18 protein-coding genes are annotated in these 21,695 nt (G+C 68.7%); 5 read left to right on the top strand and 13 right to left on the bottom strand.

Annotation, left to right across the window (positions count from 1 at the left end):
* Positions 1 to 56: 56 nt before the first annotated feature.
* Positions 57 to 1,190 carry a YbfB/YjiJ family MFS transporter gene (locus NBRGI_RS40405; protein ID WP_029903199.1) on the top strand — a complete coding sequence of 378 codons (1,134 nt, stop codon included), beginning with the start codon at positions 57 to 59 and terminating at the stop codon, positions 1,188 to 1,190.
* On the opposite strand, the gene secG is transcribed toward NBRGI_RS40405, so the two are convergent.
* The 5 genes from secG to NBRGI_RS40380 all read right to left on the bottom strand — a co-directional run bounded on the left by secG (position 1,177) and on the right by NBRGI_RS40380 (position 6,109).
* Positions 1,177 to 1,410, bottom strand: a complete 234-nt coding sequence (gene secG, locus NBRGI_RS40400; RefSeq protein WP_014986406.1) for a preprotein translocase subunit SecG — start codon at positions 1,408 to 1,410, stop codon at positions 1,177 to 1,179. The genes NBRGI_RS40405 and secG overlap by 14 nt on opposite strands.
* Before the next feature lie 72 nt (positions 1,411 to 1,482).
* Entirely contained in the window at positions 1,483 to 3,078 is a 1,596-nt protein-coding gene (locus tag NBRGI_RS40395) for an MFS transporter (protein WP_036562595.1), read from the bottom strand.
* Positions 3,079 to 3,202: 124 nt separating this feature from the next.
* A complete protein-coding gene (locus NBRGI_RS40390) occupies positions 3,203 to 4,117 on the bottom strand; it encodes a DMT family transporter (protein WP_029903195.1) in 915 nt (304 codons plus the stop codon).
* A gap of 821 nt (positions 4,118 to 4,938) precedes the next feature.
* A complete protein-coding gene (locus tag NBRGI_RS40385) occupies positions 4,939 to 5,466 on the bottom strand; it encodes a hypothetical protein (RefSeq protein ID WP_051728409.1) in 528 nt (175 codons plus the stop codon).
* 4 nt (positions 5,467 to 5,470) lie between these two features.
* Positions 5,471 to 6,109, bottom strand: a complete 639-nt coding sequence (locus NBRGI_RS40380; protein WP_051728408.1) for a TetR/AcrR family transcriptional regulator — start codon at positions 6,107 to 6,109, stop codon at positions 5,471 to 5,473.
* A 170-nt stretch (positions 6,110 to 6,279) separates the two neighbouring features.
* On the opposite strand from NBRGI_RS40380, the gene NBRGI_RS40375 reads away from it, so the two are divergent.
* From NBRGI_RS40375 to NBRGI_RS40365, 3 genes are read left to right on the top strand one after another with little or no spacing between them, the layout of a single operon-like run.
* Entirely contained in the window at positions 6,280 to 7,698 is a 1,419-nt protein-coding gene (locus NBRGI_RS40375) for a lipase family protein (protein ID WP_081878449.1), read from the top strand.
* Between the two features lie 48 nt (positions 7,699 to 7,746).
* Complete coding sequence (locus NBRGI_RS40370; RefSeq protein WP_029903187.1) at positions 7,747 to 8,535, top strand: META domain-containing protein; 789 nt, start codon at positions 7,747 to 7,749, stop codon at positions 8,533 to 8,535.
* A gap of 55 nt (positions 8,536 to 8,590) precedes the next feature.
* Positions 8,591 to 9,514: a hypothetical protein gene (locus tag NBRGI_RS40365; RefSeq protein WP_029903185.1), complete on the top strand. Its 924-nt coding sequence runs from the start codon at positions 8,591 to 8,593 to the stop codon at positions 9,512 to 9,514.
* Between the two features lie 56 nt (positions 9,515 to 9,570).
* Here NBRGI_RS40365 and tpiA read toward each other — a convergent pair whose 3' ends face one another.
* From tpiA to NBRGI_RS40325, 8 genes are all read right to left on the bottom strand, one after another.
* Complete coding sequence (gene tpiA / locus NBRGI_RS40360; protein WP_029903182.1) at positions 9,571 to 10,356, bottom strand: triose-phosphate isomerase; 786 nt, start codon at positions 10,354 to 10,356, stop codon at positions 9,571 to 9,573.
* Positions 10,357 to 10,360: 4 nt separating this feature from the next.
* The gene (locus NBRGI_RS40355) at positions 10,361 to 11,575 is read right to left on the bottom strand and encodes a phosphoglycerate kinase (protein ID WP_029903180.1); all 1,215 of its coding nucleotides are present in this window, start codon (positions 11,573 to 11,575) and stop codon (positions 10,361 to 10,363) included.
* 4 nt (positions 11,576 to 11,579) lie between these two features.
* Positions 11,580 to 12,599, bottom strand: a complete 1,020-nt coding sequence (gap, locus tag NBRGI_RS40350; RefSeq protein ID WP_029903178.1) for a type I glyceraldehyde-3-phosphate dehydrogenase — start codon at positions 12,597 to 12,599, stop codon at positions 11,580 to 11,582.
* A gap of 643 nt (positions 12,600 to 13,242) precedes the next feature.
* Entirely contained in the window at positions 13,243 to 14,226 is a 984-nt protein-coding gene (whiA, locus tag NBRGI_RS40345; protein ID WP_014986417.1) for a DNA-binding protein WhiA, read from the bottom strand.
* Positions 14,217 to 15,263 carry a gluconeogenesis factor YvcK family protein gene (locus NBRGI_RS40340; protein ID WP_014986418.1) on the bottom strand — a complete coding sequence of 349 codons (1,047 nt, stop codon included), beginning with the start codon at positions 15,261 to 15,263 and terminating at the stop codon, positions 14,217 to 14,219. Before NBRGI_RS40340 ends, whiA begins: the two co-directional genes overlap by 10 nt.
* On the bottom strand, positions 15,260 to 16,240 hold the full coding sequence (rapZ, locus tag NBRGI_RS40335; protein WP_029903176.1) for an RNase adapter RapZ: 981 nt from the start codon (positions 16,238 to 16,240) through the stop codon (positions 15,260 to 15,262). Before rapZ ends, NBRGI_RS40340 begins: the two co-directional genes overlap by 4 nt.
* 175 nt (positions 16,241 to 16,415) lie before the next feature.
* Positions 16,416 to 18,422: an excinuclease ABC subunit UvrC gene (gene uvrC / locus NBRGI_RS40330; RefSeq protein WP_029903174.1), complete on the bottom strand. Its 2,007-nt coding sequence runs from the start codon at positions 18,420 to 18,422 to the stop codon at positions 16,416 to 16,418.
* Positions 18,423 to 18,876: 454 nt separating this feature from the next.
* A complete protein-coding gene (locus NBRGI_RS40325; RefSeq protein WP_029903173.1) occupies positions 18,877 to 19,572 on the bottom strand; it encodes an HAD family hydrolase in 696 nt (231 codons plus the stop codon).
* Between the two features lie 134 nt (positions 19,573 to 19,706).
* Here NBRGI_RS40325 and NBRGI_RS40320 point away from each other — a divergent pair, with 134 nt between their 5' ends.
* Positions 19,707 to 21,671 carry a gamma-glutamyltransferase family protein gene (locus NBRGI_RS40320; RefSeq protein WP_029903171.1) on the top strand — a complete coding sequence of 655 codons (1,965 nt, stop codon included), beginning with the start codon at positions 19,707 to 19,709 and terminating at the stop codon, positions 21,669 to 21,671.
* Positions 21,672 to 21,695: the final 24 nt, after the last annotated feature.

Here is a 21,695-nt window from a genome sequence, read left to right as displayed (position 1 = left end):
TACATGGTGCACAGAAAGCATTTTACCGGCGTCGGCACGGACCGTACGGTCGCATGGTGACCGCAGTAATCGCGCCCGCACCGCGCCACAGCCTCGTTCCCGCGTTCGCCGCCGCCGCCGGACTGGCGGCCGCGATGGGAGTCGGCCGGTTCGTCTACACGCCCCTGCTCCCGATCATGGTGGACGCACACCGGATCAATGCGCACGACGGCGCCGTCATCGCGACCGCCAACTACGCGGGTTATCTGCTCGGCGCCCTGCTGCTCACCCGCTGGCCGGAGCTGAACAACCGCAACACCTTTCGCGTGTCCGCGGCGCTGCTGATCGCGAGCGAACTGCTGATGGCGGTGCCCGCGCCGACGCTCTTTCCCGCGACCTCACGCCTGATCGCCGGCGTCACCAGCGCCGTCGTCTTCGTCGCGTGCGCGGGCGTGGCGGCGCGGCCGGGCAGTGCCAGGGAGGCGGCCGGGATCACCTTCGGCGGCGTCGGCTTCGGTATCGCGCTCACCGGCGTACTGGTGCTGGCCGTGCGGCCGTTTCTCGGCTGGCAGGCGATGTGGCTGGTGTCGGCGGCACTCACCGCACTGTTGCTGCTGCCCACCTTACGGCTCGACATCCGGCCCGGCCGTCGGGCGGGCAAGGCCGTCATCCGGTCGGTCGGCGCGTGGCGCGCGCTGCTGGTTTCGTACTTCCTGGAGGGCCTCGGCTACATCGTGATCGGGACGTTTCTGGTCGCGGCGGTCAGCGGCGAACGGGGGCAGGTGGTCGGCTCCGCGATCTGGGTGGTGGTCGGCGCGGCCGCCGTCCCCGCGACCGTGCTGTGGGGCGTTGCCGGGCGACGCTGGTCCCCCGCCGTCGCTATGCCGATCGCGCTGCTCGCACAATGCTTTTCGGCGGTGCTACCGGCATGGACGAGCGCGGTGTGGGCCGCGGTGCTCGCGGCGGCGCTGTTCGGGGCGACGTTCCTCGGCATCGTGATGCTGGCCATGCGGATCGGCAGCGAACTGTCCGACAGCGGCGCGGCGGCTCCGCTCACGGCCGTCTACGGCGCGGGGCAGATGCTGGGTCCGCTGGTGGTGGCGCCGGTGATCGGCGACAGCTATCCGGCCGCGTTCGTCATCGCCGCCCTCGTGCTGGCGGCTGCGACGATCGCGGCCGGTGTAGTAACTCGCCTGATCAGGCGAACTTGATCTCCAGACCGATGCCGATGATGGCGATGAACCAGACCACGCCGGTGAAGATGGTGATGCGGTCGAGGTTCTTCTCGACGACGGTCGAGCCGGACAGGCTCGACTGCACACCACCACCGAAAAGGCTGGACAGACCTCCACCCTTGGCGCGGTGCAACAGCACCAGCAGCACCAGCAGCACGCTGGCGACGATCAGGAGGATATCCAGGAACATCCGCATGACCGACAGTGTATGCGGTCGGCCGGATCCCACCGAATCAGGCACTCGGCAACGCTCCCCAGCGCCGCGTGCTCACCGGGCGGGCATCACCGCGACCAAGTGGGTGACCCGATCGTCACCGACGGTGTACTTCGAGGCCGCCTGCTCGCGGATCTGATCCTGGGCGGTGAGCCGGACCTGATGCTGATGCATGTGTTCGGCCCACGAACGAACGACGAAAGCCTCCACATAGCGGTCGAGCACACCGACGTCGCGATACAGCCGCCACTCCATCGCGCCGGTGCGCTGCCGGGACCGGCCCACGAACGCCATCGCGTTCATGAACTCCGCCACGTTCTCCGCCGGGACGTCGTAGGTGCGCAACACCATGACCGGACCGTCGGCCGGGTCGGGTTCCACCACGAGCTGCGGTTCCGGCCAGAACGCGGACGGCGTCTGGTCCAGGTTCTCCGCGTTGTGACTGATCGGCAGCCACACCGTGCTCACCGCGCACACCGCGAGCAGCGCCGCCGCGCTCAGCAGGGCGAACACCGGTCCCATCGCACCGGCGAGCACACCCCAGAGCAGCGAACCCAGCGCCTGACCGCCCATGAACACCAGCAGATAGACCGACAGGCCGCGCGCCCGCACCCACGCGGGCAGCAGCAACTGCATCGTCGAATTCATCGTCGACATCGCGAGCAGCCAGGCGAAGCCGGCGAACACCAGCAGAATCAACACCACCGGCACCACGTGCAGCACGGCGGTGGCCGCGGTCGCGAGACCGAACAGCACGGCCGCGGTGGTCAACCGTTGCGTGGGCGTCAGCAGGGCACGCAACCGGGACAGGCCGACGGCGCCGAGGACCGCGCCCACTCCGAGCGCGGCCAGCATCAGGCCGTAGCCCGACGAGGTGAGCCCGAGTTCGTCGCGCGCGATCACCGGCAGTAGCGCCCACAGCGCGCTGGCCGGGGCGATGAACAGGATCGAACGCAGCAGCACCCGGCGGATCGCGGGTGCGGCCCGGATGAACCGGGTGCCCGCCTGCAACGCCGCGAGCGGGCGCTCCGACGGCAGGCCGCGATCGGCGCGCGGCCTGCGCCATACGGTCAGCACGGCCACGATTCCCGCGAACGACACCGCGTTCAACGCGAACACCAGCGTCGGCCCGGACACCGAGACCAGCACACCCGCCAGCGCCGGGCCCACCGCGCGCCCGATGTTGATGTTCATGCTGCCGAGCGCGGCCGCCGACGGAATCTGTTCCCGCGGAACCAGTTCCGGCTGGATCGCCTGCCATGCGGGACCGGTCAGCGCCTGCCCGCAGCCCAGCAGGAACAACAAGGTCAGCAGCACCGCCGGGGTGGTGTGGCCGGTCGCCGTGGAGATCGCGAGCACCGTCGCCAGCAACGCCATCGTGGACTGCGCGCCCACCAGCAGCCTGCGCCGATCCACCAGATCCGCGATCACCCCGGACGGGATGGCCAGCAACATCACCGGCAGCGTGATCGCGGTCTGCACGAACGAAACCAGCGCGGCCGCGTTCGGCTCGTCGACCAGAATCCACTGTGCGCCGACCGTCTGCATCCAGGTCCCCAGATTGGACACCAACTGCGCGATCCACAGCGCGCGATACACCTTCGACCGCATCGGCGCCCAGGTAGAGACGGTAGTAGCCACAGTGGTCACTCCCCGGAGCTTAGCGCTCCCGCGCACCGCCCTGCTCGAACCGCGGCCGGGTCCGATGCGGCCGGTACGCCGCTGTGCGCCGACCGCCGCGAAGGGACGACCGCCGCGCCGCTCGTGGGACCGATCACGTGAGGTCGCGGGCGGCTCCTGTCCGCTCGGTGGCGGTGAGGAGAAGGGCGAAGGTCAGGACAGCGCCGCCGGCCAGGGCGCTGGGGGTGAGGCGTTCGCCGAGGAGAAGGGCGGCGAGGACGGCGCCCGTGAGTGGTTCCAGCAGGGCTAGGACGGCGGCGGTGCCGGAGCCTGCGGCGGGCAGGCCACGGAAATAAAGCGTGTAGGCGATCGCGGTCGGGAGGAGTCCGAGGGTGAGGACCAGGGCGAAACTCGCGACGGATGGGTGGAAGGTGAGGCCGGTCGTCACCGCCACCGGTGCGAGCAGCAGTGCGCCCGCGGTGAAGCCGAAGCCCGTCGTCGTCATCGCGTCGAGGCCCGGGACGGGGCGCGTGTTGATCACGGTGACCGTCGAGAACGCGGCCGCGGCCGCGACGGCGAGGGTTGCACCGGCGAGCAGACCGCCGGCATCGACGTCATCGGACGGCACGCCGATCAACAGCGCCAAACCGGTCAGCGCGAGACAGATCGTGCCCGCGCGACGGCGATCCAAGCGGCGGCGGCCGGTGAGTTGTTCGAGTAGCGCGACCACCACCGGCGAAGTGCCGATGGTGAGCAACGTCGCGATGCTCACCGACGACGCGGCGACCGCACCGAAATAGCACGCCTGGAAGGCCGCGGCCAGCACGGCGACCGCGCCGATCCGGCGCCACGCCTGCGGATTTCGCGGCCAGGGCCGCCGGGTCGCCGCCAGCAGCGCGACGAGCAGCAGACCGCCGACCGCGAGCCGGCAGGCGGCGACCGCGACCGGGGACAGACCGGTGGCCCGCCCGAGCAGCGTGCCGAGCAGACCGCCGGTGCCCCAGAGCATTCCGGCGCCGACGAGATAGACCAGCCCCGAACGGCCGGCCGTGGACAGAGTCGTGGACATGAAGGTTTGCGCTCCTGCGACAGAAGGATTAGAGGTCGCTGAAGCGAGGTGCACAACGAATACCGCAGCGCCGCACGCACCCTGAGGAAGCTCCGCTCTCGAGCCACGCCCACGCCGCGCCCCACGCACCGCCCGCAACCGCAGCAGACCGCCCGCCCTACTGAACGGAACCCGCTACGCCGCCATCAGCCGCAGCCACACCGCCTGAGCCCATAACCGCAGCGGATCCGCGCCGACGCAGTCCAAGCCGCACCGCAACCCGTCGCCCTTCGCATCTCGCGGAACCAGATGCGAGGCACGAACCGCCGAGACCGACCGGAGCGGATGCGGAGGTACGCAGAACGGGCGCTGCCGGACGAAGTCCGTCCTTGGACGCGCACGGCCGGAGCGGATGCGGAGGTACGCAGAACGGGCGCTGCCGGACGTAGTCCGTCCTCAGACGCGCACGGCCGGAGCGGATGCGGAGGTACGCAGAACAGGCGCTGCCGGACGTAGTCCGTCCTTGGACGCGCACGGCCGGAGCGGATGCGGAGGTACGCAGAACAGGCGCTGCCGGACGAAGTCCGACCTTAGCCGCGCACGGCCGGAGCGAAGGCGGAGGTACGCAGAACAGGCGCTGCCGGACATAGTCCGTCCTCAGACGCGCATGGCCGGAGCGGATGCGTAGGTACGCCTACACCTCGCTAGGAGGCGGGCGGCGGGGATATGGGGAAGCATCGATGCACGAGGCCGATCCTAATGCCCGGCACGGCGCGGTGTCGCCCCGGCATTTCCAACCGCACTTGCCAATGCCCGCGCATGGCGACGCAGCACGCACGGCGTCACGACTCGCGCACGCGGAGCTCTGGGTCGGCGGCGATGCGAGCCGCGGTTTCGGGGTCGGGCGGGTAGGGGGTGGCTCGAATGATCCATTCGCGGCGGAGTTCGGGGATGGTGACCTGGAGTTGGTCGCGGGCCCAGGTGGGGCGGCCGGTCCAGTCCATTCGGCCGGGTCCGTCGGCGAAGCCCATGGTGTGGGCGAGGTAGTCGTTCCAGGCGCCGTACGAGGTGACGAGCGTGAACTGTTCGGGCACAGCCAGTTTCAGCAGCCAGCGGCCGTGGGCCCATTCATGGTCGCCGAGCAGGAGATTCGCGGTGGTCCGCACCGTGGCGGCGCGCAGCGCACGGCCGGGCCAGCACCACACCGGCGGGGCGGCGGCGCAATCCATACCGCGCCTTGTCATCTCGACCGTCATCGCGCGGAACGCGGTGTGCCAGTTCGGCGTGACAAGGTCCCAGCGCGCCCGATACCGGCCGCTCGCGCGCACGGCCGCGACAACTTCGGGCGCTTGCAGCGTCCACAGTCGCATGGTTCTAGGACTCGCCCGGCTCGACCGAGTCGGCGTACATCTGCAGCATGTCTTCCAGCAGCGCGAGGACCGCGTCGTCGACTTCGGGTTTCGGATACACGCCGCGGACCACGGCCTGTCCCGAGAACACATGCAGCGCAAGGTAGAACAGCGGCTCACGTACCCGTTTCGGGTAGCGGCGCAGCACGCCGGTGTGCTCGACCGCGGCCACGATTTCGTCGTAGTAGTTCTCCACGGTCGGCGCGATCCGCGTCCGTAGTTCGGTGTCCGAGCGGGCCGCGAGGTAGATCTCGCGCAGGGCGTGCGTGATCTCGGCCGATTGCGCCGCCCGCAGGAACCGCAGCGCGCTGTCGAGCGGATTCGCCTGTTCCTCCAAGTGTTCCATCATCAGGAGGAAGGCGATCCGCTGCCTGCTGACGATCTCCTCGGCGGTCCGCACGATCAGGTCCAGCCTGCCGTCGAACTGCCGGAACATGGCGCCGACGGAAAGCCCTGCGCGACTGCATATCTCCTGCACGGTCGTGCGCTGGTAGCCGACCTCGCTGATCGCGGCGATGGTCGCGTCGACGAACTTGGCGACGGTTGCGGCACGGCGTTGCTGCTGCGTCCTGCGCGGACGCGATATTTCGGCGCTACCGGTCATGACTGTCCATCCTGCCGGGCGCGTAGAACGCTACCGATCAGCGGGTCAGCGTGATCGTTGACACACCGCCACCGCACCCTCTACAGTCGACGCGCCAATTAGGGAACGATCGCTCTCTTTATGCTCGAGAGCCATGTCTCGCAGTGTCGCGTTGAGGTCTAGGAGTTCAAATGAAGATGGGCACCGTCGGGCGCACCAAACAAGTGCTCGCCCGCACCTGCCTGGCTATGACCGCGAGTTTGACCGTCGCGGTATGCCCGGCGCTGGTCGGCGCCGCACACGCGGATCCGGTGCCCGTGGCACCGCCGCTCCCGTTCCCGCTACCCCCGGCTCCGCCGTACCTGGATCAGGGTTTCTACAACCCGGATCCGGCCCGGGTGGCCGCGGCCCAACCCGGCGAGATCCTCGCCGCCCGCCAGGTCAATCTCGCCAACTTCTTCTTGATCCCGCTGAATGTGCGGGCTTGGCAGCTGTCGTACCGCAGCAGCAATACCCGCGGTGAGCCGATCCCGGCGGTGGCCACCGTGATCGTCCCGCATCGGCCGTCGCCCACGCCGGAACGCAACCTGGTCGCTTTCCAGTTCGCCGAGGACTCGCTGTCCCAGAACTGCGCTGCCTCCTATGTCCTGCAGATGGGTTCGTTGCCGAACCCGTTGAACCCGGTGATCTCTGCGGAGTTCGTCGAGGTGCAGGCCATGCTGCAACTCGGGCATGCCGTCGTGGTGCCCGATCATCAAGGCCCGAACTCCGCCTACGCGGCCGGACCGCTCGGCGGCCGGATCACCTTGGACGCCATCCGGGCGGCCGAGAACTTCGAGCCCGCCGGGCTGCCCGGCGCCGCGACCCGGACCGCGCTGTGGGGCTATTCGGGCGGCGCGATTCCGACCGCGCACGCCGCGGAACTGCAGGCCGAGTACGCACCGGAACTCAATCTGGTCGGTTCGGCGGTCGGCGGGCTGATGGCCGATATCGGCATGGCCATCGACTACAACAACGCCACCTCGACCTTCGGCGGTGCGGTGCTCGGCGGATTGTTCGGTGTCGCAAACGAATACCCCGAGCTCAACCAGTTCATCGAGCGGTACATGAACCCGCTCGGCAAGGGCCTGCGGGTAGTCCATCAGGGACAGTGCGTCGCAATCCAGTTCGCCGGATTCCCCTTCGTGAACATCAAGGGCCTGTTCGATTACCCCGGCGACCCGATGCGCGCGCCCGAATTGCAGCCCATGCTCCGGGAATTGAGCCTCGGACATCGCGGCACCCCACAGTTCCCGCTGTACATCTATCAAGCGCCGCTGGACGAGGCGATGCCCGTGAACGCGGTGAACAACCTGTACGACACCTACTGCAAGGATCCGAACGCCAGCGTTTCCTACACCCGCGAGCTGATCAGTGAGCACGGCATCGCAGCCGTCTCCGGTGCGGGTTCGGCCGCACTCTGGCTCAACGATCGGCTCAACGGCGTGCCCGCGCGCCAGGGTTGCACGAACCGCGACGTCCCGTTGCAGATCCTCGATCCCGGCGCGGCGGCGGCCTTCGCCAACGCCATCGGGCAGACCCTCGCCTCTGCCCTCGGCATGCCGGTCTGACCGGCCGAAACCCGGGCCGAACCACACGATATCGGTAGCATCGCCGTCATGGCGGCTAATCTCGTGCGGTTCGGCCCGATCGTCCTGCTCGCAGTTCTCGCGATCAACGCCTGCTCGAGCGGGGATTCGAACTCTCCCGCGAACCCGCCGGATCAAACGCTGATGGGCCGCACCTTCGTCTCCACCGGGGTCGAGGGCGCGCCGATACCCGGCGGTGGTCCACTCCGGCTGACCTTCAAGGACGACCGCGTCTCCGCGGACGCGGGCTGCAATACCCATTCGGGCGCGGTGGCATCGGCGGAGCACAAGCTGGTGGTGTCCAGCCTCGCGAGCACCCTGATGGCCTGCGGCGGCGACCGGCAGGGCGCCGACGAGTGGCTCAGCGGCCTGCTCAACTCCCAGCCCACCTGGCAGCTCGACGGCCCGAAACTGACGTTGAAGAGCGACAACCTGACCGTCACCATGCTCGACAAGAAGGTCGCCGAACCCGATAAACCCTTGCGCGGCACCACCTGGATCGTCACGGCGCTGCTCACCCCCGAAGCCCAGATCCGTTCGCAGGCCATCGATGACGTGAAACCGACCCTCACCATCGCCGCCGACGGCAAGGTCTCCGGCAGCGCCGGCTGCAACACGATGAACGGCAGCGCCACGGGCACCGACCCCGAACTCACCTTCCGGATCGCCACCACCAGGATGGCGTGCGCGCCCGAGGTGATGGAGGTCGAGCAGGCGGTCCTGAAAGCCTTGGACGGTAAGGCGACCGCGACCGTCGACGCGAACACCCTCACCCTCGCGAACGAGAACGGTAACGGTCTGGTGCTGCACGCGGAATGAGCCCCCGGAATTCGGGCCGCCCCCTGCCGCGCCGGGCGCCGGTACCATCAGCTACATGTCAGCAATCCACACCGCGGTCGGCGAGATCGAACTCCACACCACCATCGATGATCGTCTGGTGGCGGAGTTACACGCCCGTCAACCGTCGGTCGCCGGCACCTCGGACACCGCGAGCGGGCTACGCGAGCTACGCGAGCAACTGATCGGCCCGCATACCCGCGGGGTGCTGACGGTCCGCAGGCAAGGCGCGGTGGTGGGCTGGACGTTGCTGGTGGACCCGGACGATCCGGAACGGTACCTGCTCGCTGTCCCGGTGGTCGACGAGGGCGACACCGACACCTATCGAGCCATGCTGAGCGCGGCCGTCGACGCGGCCCGGTCCTCGGAACACGCTGCGGTGCAATGGATCGTCCAGGATCCCGACGGCGTCGCGGTCGCGGCGGCGCTCGGCCTGCGCCCGCATCGGGAACTCGACTGCGAGTGGCGCGCCGAGGGCGGCGACTGGCCCGACACCCCGGCGGCGTACGTCGAGGAGCTCCCGGCCCCGCCGACTCAGGAAACGCTCGCCCGATACGCCCGCCTGTACACCGACGCGGGCCTGAGCCGCTGCGACGACACCGGCTGCACCGACCGCTGGACCGCCGAGACCGTGGGCGAACTGCTCGCCGACCGGGACGAATACCTGGACACCACCTTTACCCTCGGCTATCTCGACGTGGACGGCACACTGCGCGCCGAATCCTCGGCTGGCGTCCGCGACGGCACCGCGGTGCTGAACATCGTGCACGCGCAGGCCCTCGTCCCGGAATTGAGCGCCCTGCTGGCGAGCACGCTGCACCGCCTGCGCCGCGACCACCCCGAGGTCGCGACCGCCGATCTGTGCGCCGACCCGGCCGACGAGGCGCTGCGCACCGCCCTCGCCGGCGCGGGATTCACCTTGCGCGGCAGCATCTCCGAGTACCGCATCCCCGTCGACTGATACCGGAAAGGGCCGAGCACCTGCTGGTGCTCGGCCCTTTCACGGTTCGAAAACCCTTACGGCAGTGGGCCGCCCGCGGCGATCGCGGACAGGGTGGCGAACTCGTCACCCTTCAGCGAGGCGCCACCGACCAGCGCGCCGTCGATATCGGTCTGCTTGATCAGTTCGCCGATGTTCTTGGCGTTGACCGAACCGCCGTAGAGCACACGCAGTTCCGCGGCCACCTCCGCGGAGGCGAGCTCGACCAACTCGCCGCGGATGGCCCCGCACACTTCCTGCGCGTCGGCCGGGGTGGCGACCTTGCCGGTGCCGATCGCCCAGACCGGCTCGTAGGCGATGACGATCTTCGAGATCTCCTCCGCCGTCAGGCCTTTCAGCGAACCCCGCAGCTGTTCGAGGTTGTACTCGACATGCGTCTTCGCCTCGCGCACATCCAGACCCTCACCGATGCAGACGATCGGGGTGAGTCCGTGCTTGAGCGCCTGCTTCGCCTTGGCGAGCACGGTGGCGTCGTCCTCGCCGTGGTACTGCCGCCGCTCCGAATGCCCGACCACCACATAGGTGCAACCCAGCTTCGCCAGCATGGCGCCGCTGATCTCACCGGTGTAGGCGCCGGCATCGTGGCGCGAAAGATCCTGCGCCCCATAGGTGAGCAGGAGCTTGTCGCCCTCCACCAGGGTCTGCACACTGCGCAGATCGGTGAACGGCGGCACGACGGTGACGTCGACCTTGGCGAAGTACTTCTCCGGCAGGGCGAACGCGATCTTCTGCACCAGAGCGATGGCCTCGAGGTGATTGAGGTTCATCTTCCAGTTGCCCGCGATGAGCGGCTTGCGTGCCATTTACTCAGCCCTCCAGCACTGCGATGCCCGGAAGTTCTTTGCCCTCCAGGTATTCCAGCGACGCACCGCCGCCGGTCGAGATGTGCGAGAAGCCGTCCTCGGGCAGGCCGAGCGCGCGCACGGCCGCGGCCGAATCACCGCCGCCCACCACGGTGAACGCACCCTTGCCGGTCGCCGTGACGATCGCCTCGGCCACGCCGCGAGTGCCCGCCGCGAAGTTCTCGAACTCGAACACGCCCATCGGGCCGTTCCAGAACACCGTCTTCGCCTCGGTGAGCAGCGCCGCGAACCGATCGGTCGACTCCGGGCCGATGTCCAGACCCATCCAACCGTCCGGAATCTCGTGCGCCGGAACCACCTTCGAATCGGCGTCGGCCGCGAACCGCTCCGCCGCGACGATATCGCGCGGCAGGTGGATCACGTCGGCGTACCGTTCGAGCAGGCCCTTGCAGGTGTCGATCATCTCCTCCTGCAACAGCGAGGAACCCACCGAAAGCCCCTGGGCGGCAAGGAAGGTGAAGCACATACCGCCACCGATGACGAGCGTGTCGACCTTCGGCGCGAGCGCCTCGATCACCGCGAGCTTGTCGGAGACCTTGGAACCGCCGAGCACCACCGCGTACGGCCGCTCGGTGTCCGCGGTCAGCTTCGCGAGCACGTCCACCTCGGCGGCGACCAGCTTGCCCGCGTAATGCGGCAGCAGCTTCGCCACGTCGTAGACCGACGCCTGCTTGCGGTGCACCACGCCGAAGCCGTCGGAGACGAAAGCGCCGTCGTCGCCGACCAGCTCGACCAGCGCGGCGGACAGCTTGGCCCGCTCCGCGTCGTCCTTGCTGGTTTCGCGCGGATCGAAGCGGATGTTCTCCAGCAGCAGCACGTCGCCGTCGGTCAGGCCCTCGGAGCGCGCGAGCGCGTCCTGGCCGACCACGTCACCGGCGAGCTGGACGTTACGACCCAGCTCTGCGGCGAGCTTCGCGGCCACCGGGGCCAGCGAGAGCTTGGCGTCCGGCGCGCCCTTCGGCCGGCCGAGATGCGCGGTGAGCACCACCTTCGCACCGGCTTCGACCAGCGCCTCGATGGTGGGCACGGACGCGAGGATGCGACCGGGATCGGTGATCTGACCGTTGTCGTCGAGGGGGACGTTCAGGTCGGAGCGCACCAGCACGCCCCGACCTTCGACACCCTCGCTCAGCAGATCGTCGAGAGTTTTGACTGCCATGGCCTCAGAGCGACTTGCCGACGAGGCCGATGAGGTCGGCGAGACGGTTCGAGTAGCCCCACTCGTTGTCGTACCAGGACACGACCTTGACCTGGTCGTCGATCACCTTGGTGAGCGGCGCGTCGTAGATCGAGGAGTGCGGGTCGGTGACGATGTCGCTCGACACGATCGGGTCGACGTTGTACTTGAGGATGCCCTTCAGCGGGCCCTCGGCGGCGGCCTGGTACGCGGCGTTGATCTCGTCGATCGAGGCGGCGGTGCGCAGGGTGACGGTGAGGTCGGTGACCGAACCCGTCGGAACCGGCACGCGCAGCGCGTAACCGTCGAGCTTGCCCTGCAGCTCCGGGAGCACCAGGCCGATGGCCTTGGCGGCGCCGGTGCCGGTCGGCACGATGTTCAGCGCGGCGGCGCGGGCGCGACGCAGGTCGCTGTGCGGGCCGTCCTGCAGGTTCTGGTCCTGCGTGTAGGCGTGGATGGTGGTCATCAGACCACGCTCGATGCCGAAGCTGTCGTTCAGCACCTTCGCCAGCGGGCCGAGGCAGTTGGTGGTGCACGAGGCGTTGGAGATGATGTTCTGGCTGCCGTCGTACTTCTCGTCGTTGACGCCCATGACGACGGTCAGGTCCTCGCCCTTGGCGGGCGCGGAGATGATGACCTTCTTGGCGCCGGCCGCGAGGTGGCCCTTGGCCTTGGTCGCGTCGGTGAAGATGCCCGTGGACTCGACCACCACGTCGACACCCAGGTCGCCCCACGGCAGCGCCGCCGGGCCCTCCTTGATGGCCAGCGCCTTGATGCGCTGGTCACCGACCACGATGGTGTCATCGCCGTCGAGCGAGACGTCCTGCGGCAACCGGCCCAGGATCGAGTCGTACTTGAGCAGGGTCGCGAGCGTCGCGTTGTCGGTGAGGTCGTTGACCGCGACGATCTCGATGTCGGTGGTGCCCAGCGCCTTCTGCGCCTCCACCGCCCGGAAGAAGTTACGTCCGATACGACCGAAGCCGTTGATGCCTACCCGGACAGTCACGTTATCGCTCCTCAGCTTTCAAGCGGATCATTCCGATGTCTAGTAACAGTAGTGCCCGCCCTGCACCGCACCGACATGCACCTGTCCGTTGTGAACTGGACATCTGTCGGCGAGCTGCTGGGTCGCCGGATGATCGACCTTTCCGGCGCCGTCCTGGAGTCGGCTGAGGGACCACCCCCCTACGGTAACCAGCGGCATCAATCACCGACCGGTCTGTTTCCTCACACCCCACCCCGCCGACCAGCCCCAACCCTCCGTCAACCCCGCTGGCACCCCGCCCGCGTAGGGGTAGCCGCGACATCTACACCCTTTGCCGGGATCTGCACCCTTTCCGGCGCTCCAGAAGAAGTGCAAATCCCGAAAAGTGGTGCAGATCCGCATTCTTGCGAAGAGCGCACCGCGGCTCCGGCCGCACGGGTGGCGACCCTTCGAGGACCGGTAGGCACCGGGCCCGCACCCGTCGGGCTCGGCCGCGCACCGAATCCTCGCGCGACACCCTCCCGGGTCCGACGGCACCACCGCACCCGCACCCGTCGGGCTCGGCCGCACACTGGACCCTTGCGCGACACCCTCGCGGGTCCGACGGCACCACCGCGCCGCCTCGCACCCTCCAGAGCCCGGCTCGGGAGAGTGCGAACGCGACTCAGGCCTCGTCGAGCAGTTCGGCCGTGACGGCGGATTCGGTGTCGGGGACGCCGAGTTCCTTGGCGCGCCGGTCCGCCATCGACAGCAGGCGCCGAATCCGGCCTGCCACAGCGTCTTTGGTCATCGGCGGGTCGGCGAGCTGGCCGAGTTCCTCCAGCGACGCCTGGCGATGCTGCACGCGCAGTTTGCCCGCGGCGGCGAGATGGTCGGGCACTTCGTCGCTGAGGATCTCCAGCGCGCGCTCCACCCTGGCGGCCGCGGCGACCGCGGCCCGGGCGGAACGGCGCAAGTTGGCGTCGTCGAAGTTGGCCAGCCGGTTCGCGGTGGCCCGCACCTCGCGGCGCAGCCTGCGCTCCTCCCAGACGATCCGGGTGCCGTGCGCGCCCATCCGGGTCAGCAGTGCGCCGATGGCCTCGCCGTCCCGCACCACCACCCGGTCGGTGCCGCGCACCTCGCGCGCCTTCGCCGTGATGCCGAGCCGGCGGGCCGCGCCGACGAGCGCGAGCGCCGCCTCCGGTCCCGGGCAGCTGACCTCGAGCGCCGACGAGCGCCCCGGCTCGGTGAGCGAGCCGTGCGCGAGAAACGCTCCGCGCCAAGCGGCTTCGGCGTCGGCGATGCTGCCGCCGACCACCTGCGCGGGCAGCCCGCGCACCGGCCGGCCACGCACATCGAGCAGACCCGTCTGCCGGGCCAGCGCCTCGCCTTCCTTCGACACCCGCACCACATAGCGCGAGGTCTTGCGCAGGCCGCCCGCGCCGAGCACATGCACATCGGAACCGTAGCCGTACAACTCGAAGATCTCCCGGCGGAGTCGGCGCGCGATGGAACCCATGTCCACCTCGGCCTCGACGATCACCCGCCCTCCGACGATGTGTAGACCGCCCGCGAACCGCAGCAGCGCCGACAGTTCCGCCTTCCGGGAACTGACCTGCGACACCGTGAGCCTGCTCAGCTCGTCCTTCACATCGGCTGTCATCGCCACGAGACGCGCTCCTTTCCACCCAACCCGGAACGCACATCCTGACCCATGTGCCGTCCCTCGACTCGAAGCCCTGCCATTTGCGGCCGAGGTTGCCGGATCAGTTGATCCAGTGCGGCGGCAAGCTTTCCGGGGTGATGCCGGTCCGTTCCCGCTTCGGCGACATCGGAGAAGGTTACTCGCGCTCGCAACTGTTCGGCAGCTCTGGCCACATGTTCTCTTTCGCGACCTTCCGGAACCGACCCTGAATCGACCACCACCTCGTCGACCACGAATTCCGGTGCGTGCTGGGACAATACATGCAGGTGCCGTTCGGCGGAGAAACCCGCCGTTTCGCCGGGCTCGGCGGCGAGGTTCAGCACGAGAACTTTTCTGGCTCGGGTGTACACGAGCGCCTCTCGTAGTTCGGGGACGAGCACATGGGGGATGACACTGGTGAACCACGATCCCGGCCCGAGCACGACCACGTCGGCGTGTTCGATGGCCGAGGTCGCTTCCGGACTGGCCGGCGGATCGGACGGAATCAACCGGACGCGGCGCACCTTGCCCGGGGTGGTCGCGATCGCGACCTGCCCGCGGATACAGCGGCTGACCCGCGGATCCGCTTCCAGCCCAGCGACATCGGCTTCGATATCGAGGGCGATGGGCGACATCGGCAGTACCCGCCCGGTGATCCGCAGCAGCTTCGCGACCTCGTCCAGCGCGGCGACCGGGTCGCCGAGCACCTCGGTGAGACCGGCCAAGATCAGGTTGCCGACCGAGTGACCGGCCAGCGCTCCGGTGCCGCCGAAGCGGTGCTGCACGGTGCGGGTCAAGACATCGTCGGCGTCGGCGGCCAACGCGGCCAACGCCATCCGTAGATCACCGGGCGGCAGCACCCCTAGTTCGCTGCGTAGACGCCCGGACGAACCGCCGTCGTCGGCGACCGTCACGACAGCGCAGATCTTTCTGGTCAACCGCCGGACCGCGGTCAGCGTCGCGTACAGGCCGTGCCCGCCCCCCAGCGCGACGATGCTGGGATCGGATTCCCAACCACTCATTCGCGCCCCAGATCCCGATGCACGACCCGCACCACGTCGGCGGATCCCTCGGCCACGTCGGTGACCGCGCTCATCAGTTCACCGAGGGCCTCGGCTATCGCCACGCTGCGGTGTTTTCCTCCGGTGCAGCCCACTGCCACCGTCATGTATCGCTTCCCCTCTTGGCGGTAACCGTTCATGGTCAGATCCACCAGGTGGTGACAGGTACGCAGGTAATCCGCCGCGCCGGGGCGCGACAGCACGTACTCACTCACCACCGGTTCCTGACCAGTGTGTTCCCGCAATTCTGGAATCCAATGTGGATTAGGTAGAAAACGCACATCCAACACCATGTCGGCGTCCAGTGGAACCCCGTGCTTGAAGCCGAAAGATTGCACGGTGAGCTGCAACGCGCTCGGCGCACCGCCGCCGTAGGCCTCCTCCAGCTTGCGATGCAGCTGGTGGATGGACAGCTCGGTGGTGTCGATGACCAGGTCGGCGGCGGTTTTCACGGCGGAGAGCCGAACCCGTTCGGCGGCGATGCCCGCGGAGAGGGTGCCGTCTTTGCTTTCGCTTTGCAGCGGATGTCGGCGACGGGCGAACCCGTATCGCCGGATCAGCACGTCATCGGATGCTTCCAGGAACAGCACCCGAGTCTCGATACCGAGCTTGCGCAACTGTTCGGTGACCACCGAGAGATCGCCGGTGAAGAAGCGGCTGCGCACGTCCATCACCAGGGCCAGGCGCCGGATCGGCGGCTCGGTGGCCGCGCCGAGTTCGATCATCCGGCCGATCAGTTCCGGCGGCAGGTTATCGGTGACGTACCAGCCCAGATCCTCGAGCACGCGGGCGGCGGTACCGCGGCCCGCGCCCGATAGTCCGGTCACGATCACGACCTCGACCTGCGGGTTCGCCGCAGTGACAGCGCTCGCGAAGCTGTCCTGCCCCGCCGTCTGTCGCGGATTGCCCGCTGTGTTGTTCGATTCGACGCGTGTCATGTCCTACCGGATCCGTCTCGTGGTTACCTCTCGAATCATCCCGCACCGGTTCCGGTAGCGGGCGCAGACATGCGCGGTCACCCTCCGTGGTGCCCGAGGCCGGTGATCGAACATGTGCTGGAACGGTAACGAGGATATAGGTGCATCGGTGAAAAGCTGGTGATTCCGAACTTCCTCACCCCTCCTGTAATGCGGCGAGTACCGCTTTGGCCGTCGCCAGGCCGATCCCGGGGACCTCGGTGATCTGTTCGACCGTGGCCTCCTTGAGTTTCGCGACCGAACCGAAGTGGGTGACCAGCGCGGTGCGGCGCGCCGCGCCCAGACCGGGCACCGAGTCCAACGCGGACGCCGTCATCCGGCGCGAGCGCTTGCTGCGATGGAAGGTGATCGCGAAACGGTGCGCCTCGTCCCGGACCCGTTGCAGCAGGAACAGCGCCTCGCTGTTGCGCGGCATGATCACCGGGTCGCTCTCCCCCGGCACCCACACCTCTTCCAGCCGTTTGGCCAGGCCGATCACCGCGACATCGGTGATACCCAGTTCGTCGAGCACCTCGGCCGCGGCCGCGACCTGGGGCGCGCCGCCGTCGACGACGTACAGGTTCGGCGGGTAGGCGAACTTGCGCGGACGTCCGGTCTGCGGATCGATGCCCGGCCGGGCATCGAGTTCGGCTGCGGCGCCCTCGGTTTCGGCCGCCAGGTCCTCGCCGGCCAGCAGTTCGCGTTCCTTCTGCAACTTGTAGAACCGCCGCCGGGTGACCTCCCGGATGCTGCCCACGTCGTCGGAGCGGCCCTCCCCCGCGGCCTCCTTGATCGTGTAGTGGCGGTACTCGGATTTGCGCGCCAGACCGTCCTCGAACACCACCAGCGAGGCCACCACGTCGGTGCCCTGCACATGGCTGATGTCGACACATTCGATCCGCAGCGGGGCGCTGTCCAGCTCCAAAGCGTCCTGAATGGCTTGCAGCGCTGCCGATCTCGACGTCAGATCGCCCGCGCGCTTGAGCTTGTGCTGCTGCAGCGCCTCCATCGCGTTGCGCTGCACGGTCTCCGCGAGCGCCTTCTTGTCGCCGCGCTGCGGCACCCGTAACTGCACGGCCGAGCCGCGCAGGTCGGACAGCCACTGCTGGACCTGCTCGGCGTCCCCGGGCAGCTCGGGGACGAGCACCTCCCGCGGCACCACGGTCGCGGGCTGTTCCCCCGCGCCGAACTCGGCGACCGCGACCTGCTCGCCATAGAACTGGGTGAGGAACTGTTCGACCAGCACTGCCATCTCACTGCCGGTTTCCGGCGCGTCGATGGCGTCGCCGGATTTGTCGACCACCCAGCCGCGCTGGCCGCGCACCCGGCCGTCCCGGACGTGGAAGATCTGCACCGCGGCTTCCAATTCATCGGTGGCGAAGGCGATCACGTCGGCGTCGGTGCCGGTGCCCAGCACCACCGCCTGCTTCTCCAGCGCCCGGCGCAGCGCCTGCACGTCGTCGCGCAGCCGCGCGGCGTTCTCGAAATCGAGGTCCTCGGCCGCCTCCTGCATGCGCCGTTCCAGCTGACGCACCATGCGGTCGGTGCGGCCGGCCAGGAAGTCGCAGAAGTCCTCCACGATCCGGCGGTGCTCGTCGGCACTGACCCGGCCGATGCACGGCGCCGAACACTTGTCGATATACCCGAGCAGGCAGGGACGGCCGATCTGGCTGTGCCGTTTGAACACGCCGTTGGAGCAGGTCCGCGCGGGAAAGACGCGCAGCAGCAGGTCCAGGGTTTCCCGGATCGCCCAGGCGTGCGCGTACGGGCCGAAGTAGCGCACGCCTTTCTTGCGCGCGCCGCGATAGACGAACAGCCGGGGGAACTCCTCGTTCAAAGTGACCGCGAGCACCGGATACGACTTGTCGTCCCGGTAGCGGACGTTGAACCGCGGATCGAACTCCTTGATCCAGTTGTATTCGAGTTGCAGCGCCTCCACCTCGGTGGAGACGACCGTCCATTCGACGCTCGCCGCCGTGGTGACCATCTGCTTCGTGCGCGGGTGCAGCGACGCCACATCGGCGAAGTACGAGTTCAACCGGCTGCGCAGGCTCTTCGCCTTACCGACGTAGATGACCTGTCGATGCGCGTCCCGGAACTTGTACACCCCTGGTTCGACGGGAATCGTGCCCGGCTTGGGCCGGTACGTCGCTGGATCTGCCACCAGTCAAGCCTAGAGGGAGGCTACGACAGGTTCGCCGGGGTGCTCGGGTCCGCGGCATCGCGCCGTGCCGGAGCGCTTCGATCGGCATCGATGCTTCGAAATATCTTGCACCGCAGCGTGTGTCGTTACGGCGGTGCACTTGGCGCCGGGCGAGCTGAGTGCGCCGGTGCGCGCCGGGCGAGCCGAGTGCGCCGGGGCGCGGCGGGCGAGCCGAGTGCGGCGGGCGAGTCGAGTGCGGCGGGGCGAGCCGAGCACGCCGGGGCGCGGCGGGGCGAGCTGAGTGCGCCGGTGCTCGGCAGCCTGCGCGATGTTCGGACCGCCGCTGACGCGTACGCCATCGTGCCGATCCCGGCGCCGCCGCCGAGACGGCAGCCTTGGATCGGCGCGGACGGTGCACTCGGCGGCTTGCCCCGTGAACTACCGGCGCACGGTGGTGCGACTGCCGCGGCGGGAGTCATTGCCGACGGGCGACACCGTGCTGTGCGACCGCGTCGAGCAGACCGGAGCGGCGTTCACCGGTGGGAGTCGGCTCGACCAGCGCGAAGCGACAACCGATGGCAGTAGCGCCGCCGTCGGCCTCGGTGCTGTCGCCGACCATCAGAGCGGCCGTCGGGTCGACGCCGAGTTTGTCGAGGGTGGCGGCGAAGATCCGGGGTTGCGGCTTGATGGCGCCGATCTCGAAGGAGAGGGCGAAGGCGTCGATGTAGCGGTCCCAGCCGCGGGCGGTGAACGCCGGACGGATATCGAACGCGATATTGCTCACCACCGCCACCTGGATACCTTGGGCGGCAAGGGAAGTCAGCACCTCCTCGACGTCCGGGTACGGCGTCCACTCCAACGGGTCGATCATCCGGTCGTAGAGCTTGGTGGCCTGGTCGTCGAACGGCACACCCGACTTGCGGAGCACCTCCAGGTAGGCCTTCCGGTGCAGCTCCGGGTCGAGGTCGCGGTTGTCCCAGGCGTACTGGCCTGCCGCGTCGAACTCGACGATCTGGTGCACCGGCGCGGTCATCCGGCGCAGGATCTCGGTCTTCTCGTGGACATCGAAGGCCCGGCCGTCGGCAGCGACCAGATCATCACCCCATGATTGCTTCTCCTCCAGTCGAAACAAGGTCCCGGAATAGTCGAACAGCACCGCCTCGAGAGTCACGAAAACAGCCTACCGACGGGTTGGTGCGGGCTCCGGCCGTCGCAGGCCGCGGGCACCGCGACGCCGCGCAGGTCCGTTGCGTCCGGGTGATCAAACGCTCCCGAGGTGTCGGTGCCGACGGTTAGAGTCCCTGCATGAGTCGCACGCGAGGAACCTGGACCAGCGTGGTGGCGGCAACACTGCTCGTCGCCGGAATGGCCACCGCTTGTTCGTCCGATGACACGGACAAGGCCGCCGACGTCTGCGCGACGACGCCGAACGGGACGCTGGTCGCGGCGTCGCCGACCGGGCCGACGGGCAGCAAGGACATCAGCACCAATCCGGAGCTGTCCACCGGCTACCGATCCGGGATGGTGGCCGCGCGCACCAAGACCTTCGCCGTGGCGACCGCGAACACCCTGGCCAGCAAGGCCGCGTGCGAGGTCCTGCGCGACGGCGGCACCGCCGCGGACGCGCTGATCACCGCGCAGACCATGCTCGGCCTGGTGGAACCCCAGTCGTCCGGCATCGGCGGCGGCGCGTTCCTGATGTACTACGACGCGGCGAGCAAGTCCGTGGAGGCCTACGACGGCCGCGAGGTCGCGCCCGCCGCCGCCACCGAGAACTACCTGCGCTGGGTCAGCGACACCGACCGCACCGAACCCAAACCGAACACACGCGCCAGCGGCCGGTCCATCGGCGTGCCGGGCGTGCTCCGGATGCTGGAGATGGTGCATCGCGAGCACGGCAAAACCGGCTGGCGCGAATTGTTCGATCCGGCAATCGGACTCGCGGATCGCGGCTTCTCGATCAGCCCCAGGCTCGCCGCGCAGGTCGCCGAACAGGCCAAGAACCTCGCCCTGGACGAGGCCGCGAAGGCGTACTTCCTCAATCCCGACGGCACACCCAAGCCGGCCGACACGCTGCTCACCAACCCGGCGATGGCCAAGACGCTGGGCGCCATCGCGTCCGAAGGCGCGCAGGCCTTCTATACCGGCGCCATCGCGCAGGACATCGTCGCCGCGGCAGCCTCGACCACTGGCGGCCGCACGCCCAGCCTGATCACCACCGCCGACCTGGCCGGGTATCAGGCGAAGAAGCGCACGGCCCTGTGCACCGACTACCGCAACCATCAGATCTGCGGCATGCCGAACCCGTCGTCCGGCGGCAGCACTGTCGCCGCCACCCTCGGCATCCTGGAGAACTTCGACCTCGCCGCCCTGCCCCCGGACAACCTCGCCGCGGGCTCCGACACCGCCCGCAACGGCGGCAAGCCGAAGGCCGAAGCGGTGCACCTCATCGCCGAAGCCGAGCGGCTCGCCTACGCCGACCGCAACAAGTACGTCGCGGACACCGATTTCGTTCCGTTGCCCGGCAATTCGCTGCAAACCCTGCTCAACAAGGACTACCTGAAGCAGCGCTCCGCCCTGATCGACCGCAACCGCAGCATGGGCACCGCACAACCCGGCGATTTCGGGCCCGTCTCGCTCGGCGTCGGCCCGCAACCGCCGGAACACGGCACCAGCCATATCTCCGTGGTCGACCAGTACGGCAATGCGGCCGCCATGACCACCACGGTGGAGTCCGAATTCGGCTCCTTCCACCTCGTCGACGGATTCGTGCTGAACAATCAGCTCACCGACTTCTCGGCGGACCCGCTGGGCGCCGACGGCGCACCGGTCGCCAACCGCCTCCAGCCCAACAAGCGTCCGCGCAGCTCGATGAGCCCCACCCTGGTCTTCGACAAGGCGCCCGACGGCGCCCGCGGCAACCTCACCCATGTCGCGGGCTCCCCCGGCGGCTCGGTGATCATCCAGTTCGTCGTGAAAACCCTTGTCGGCATGCTCGATTGGGGCCTCGACCCGCAACAGGCCGTCTCCGCCCTGTCCTTCGGCGCCGGCAACTCCCCCGCCACCGGCGTCGGCGGCGAACACCCGAGCATCAACACCGCCGACAACGGCGACCACGACGCCCTCGTCCTGCGCCTGCGCGAACTAGGCCACCAGATCTCCGTCGCCCCCCAATCCAGCGGCCTCAGCGCCCTGACCCGCGACGGCACCGCCTGGGTCGGCGGCGCCGACCCCCGCCGCGAGGGAGCTGTACTCGGCGACAACCGCTGAGGCCAGGGACGAGTTGCCACGCCC

Source organism: Nocardia brasiliensis IFM 10847, from assembly GCF_000710915.1.
In the GTDB taxonomy this organism is placed as follows: domain Bacteria; phylum Actinomycetota; class Actinomycetes; order Mycobacteriales; family Mycobacteriaceae; genus Nocardia; species Nocardia brasiliensis_A.
Note: the sequence above shows the minus strand (reverse complement) of the source record. Positions and strands in the feature narration are given on the sequence as shown.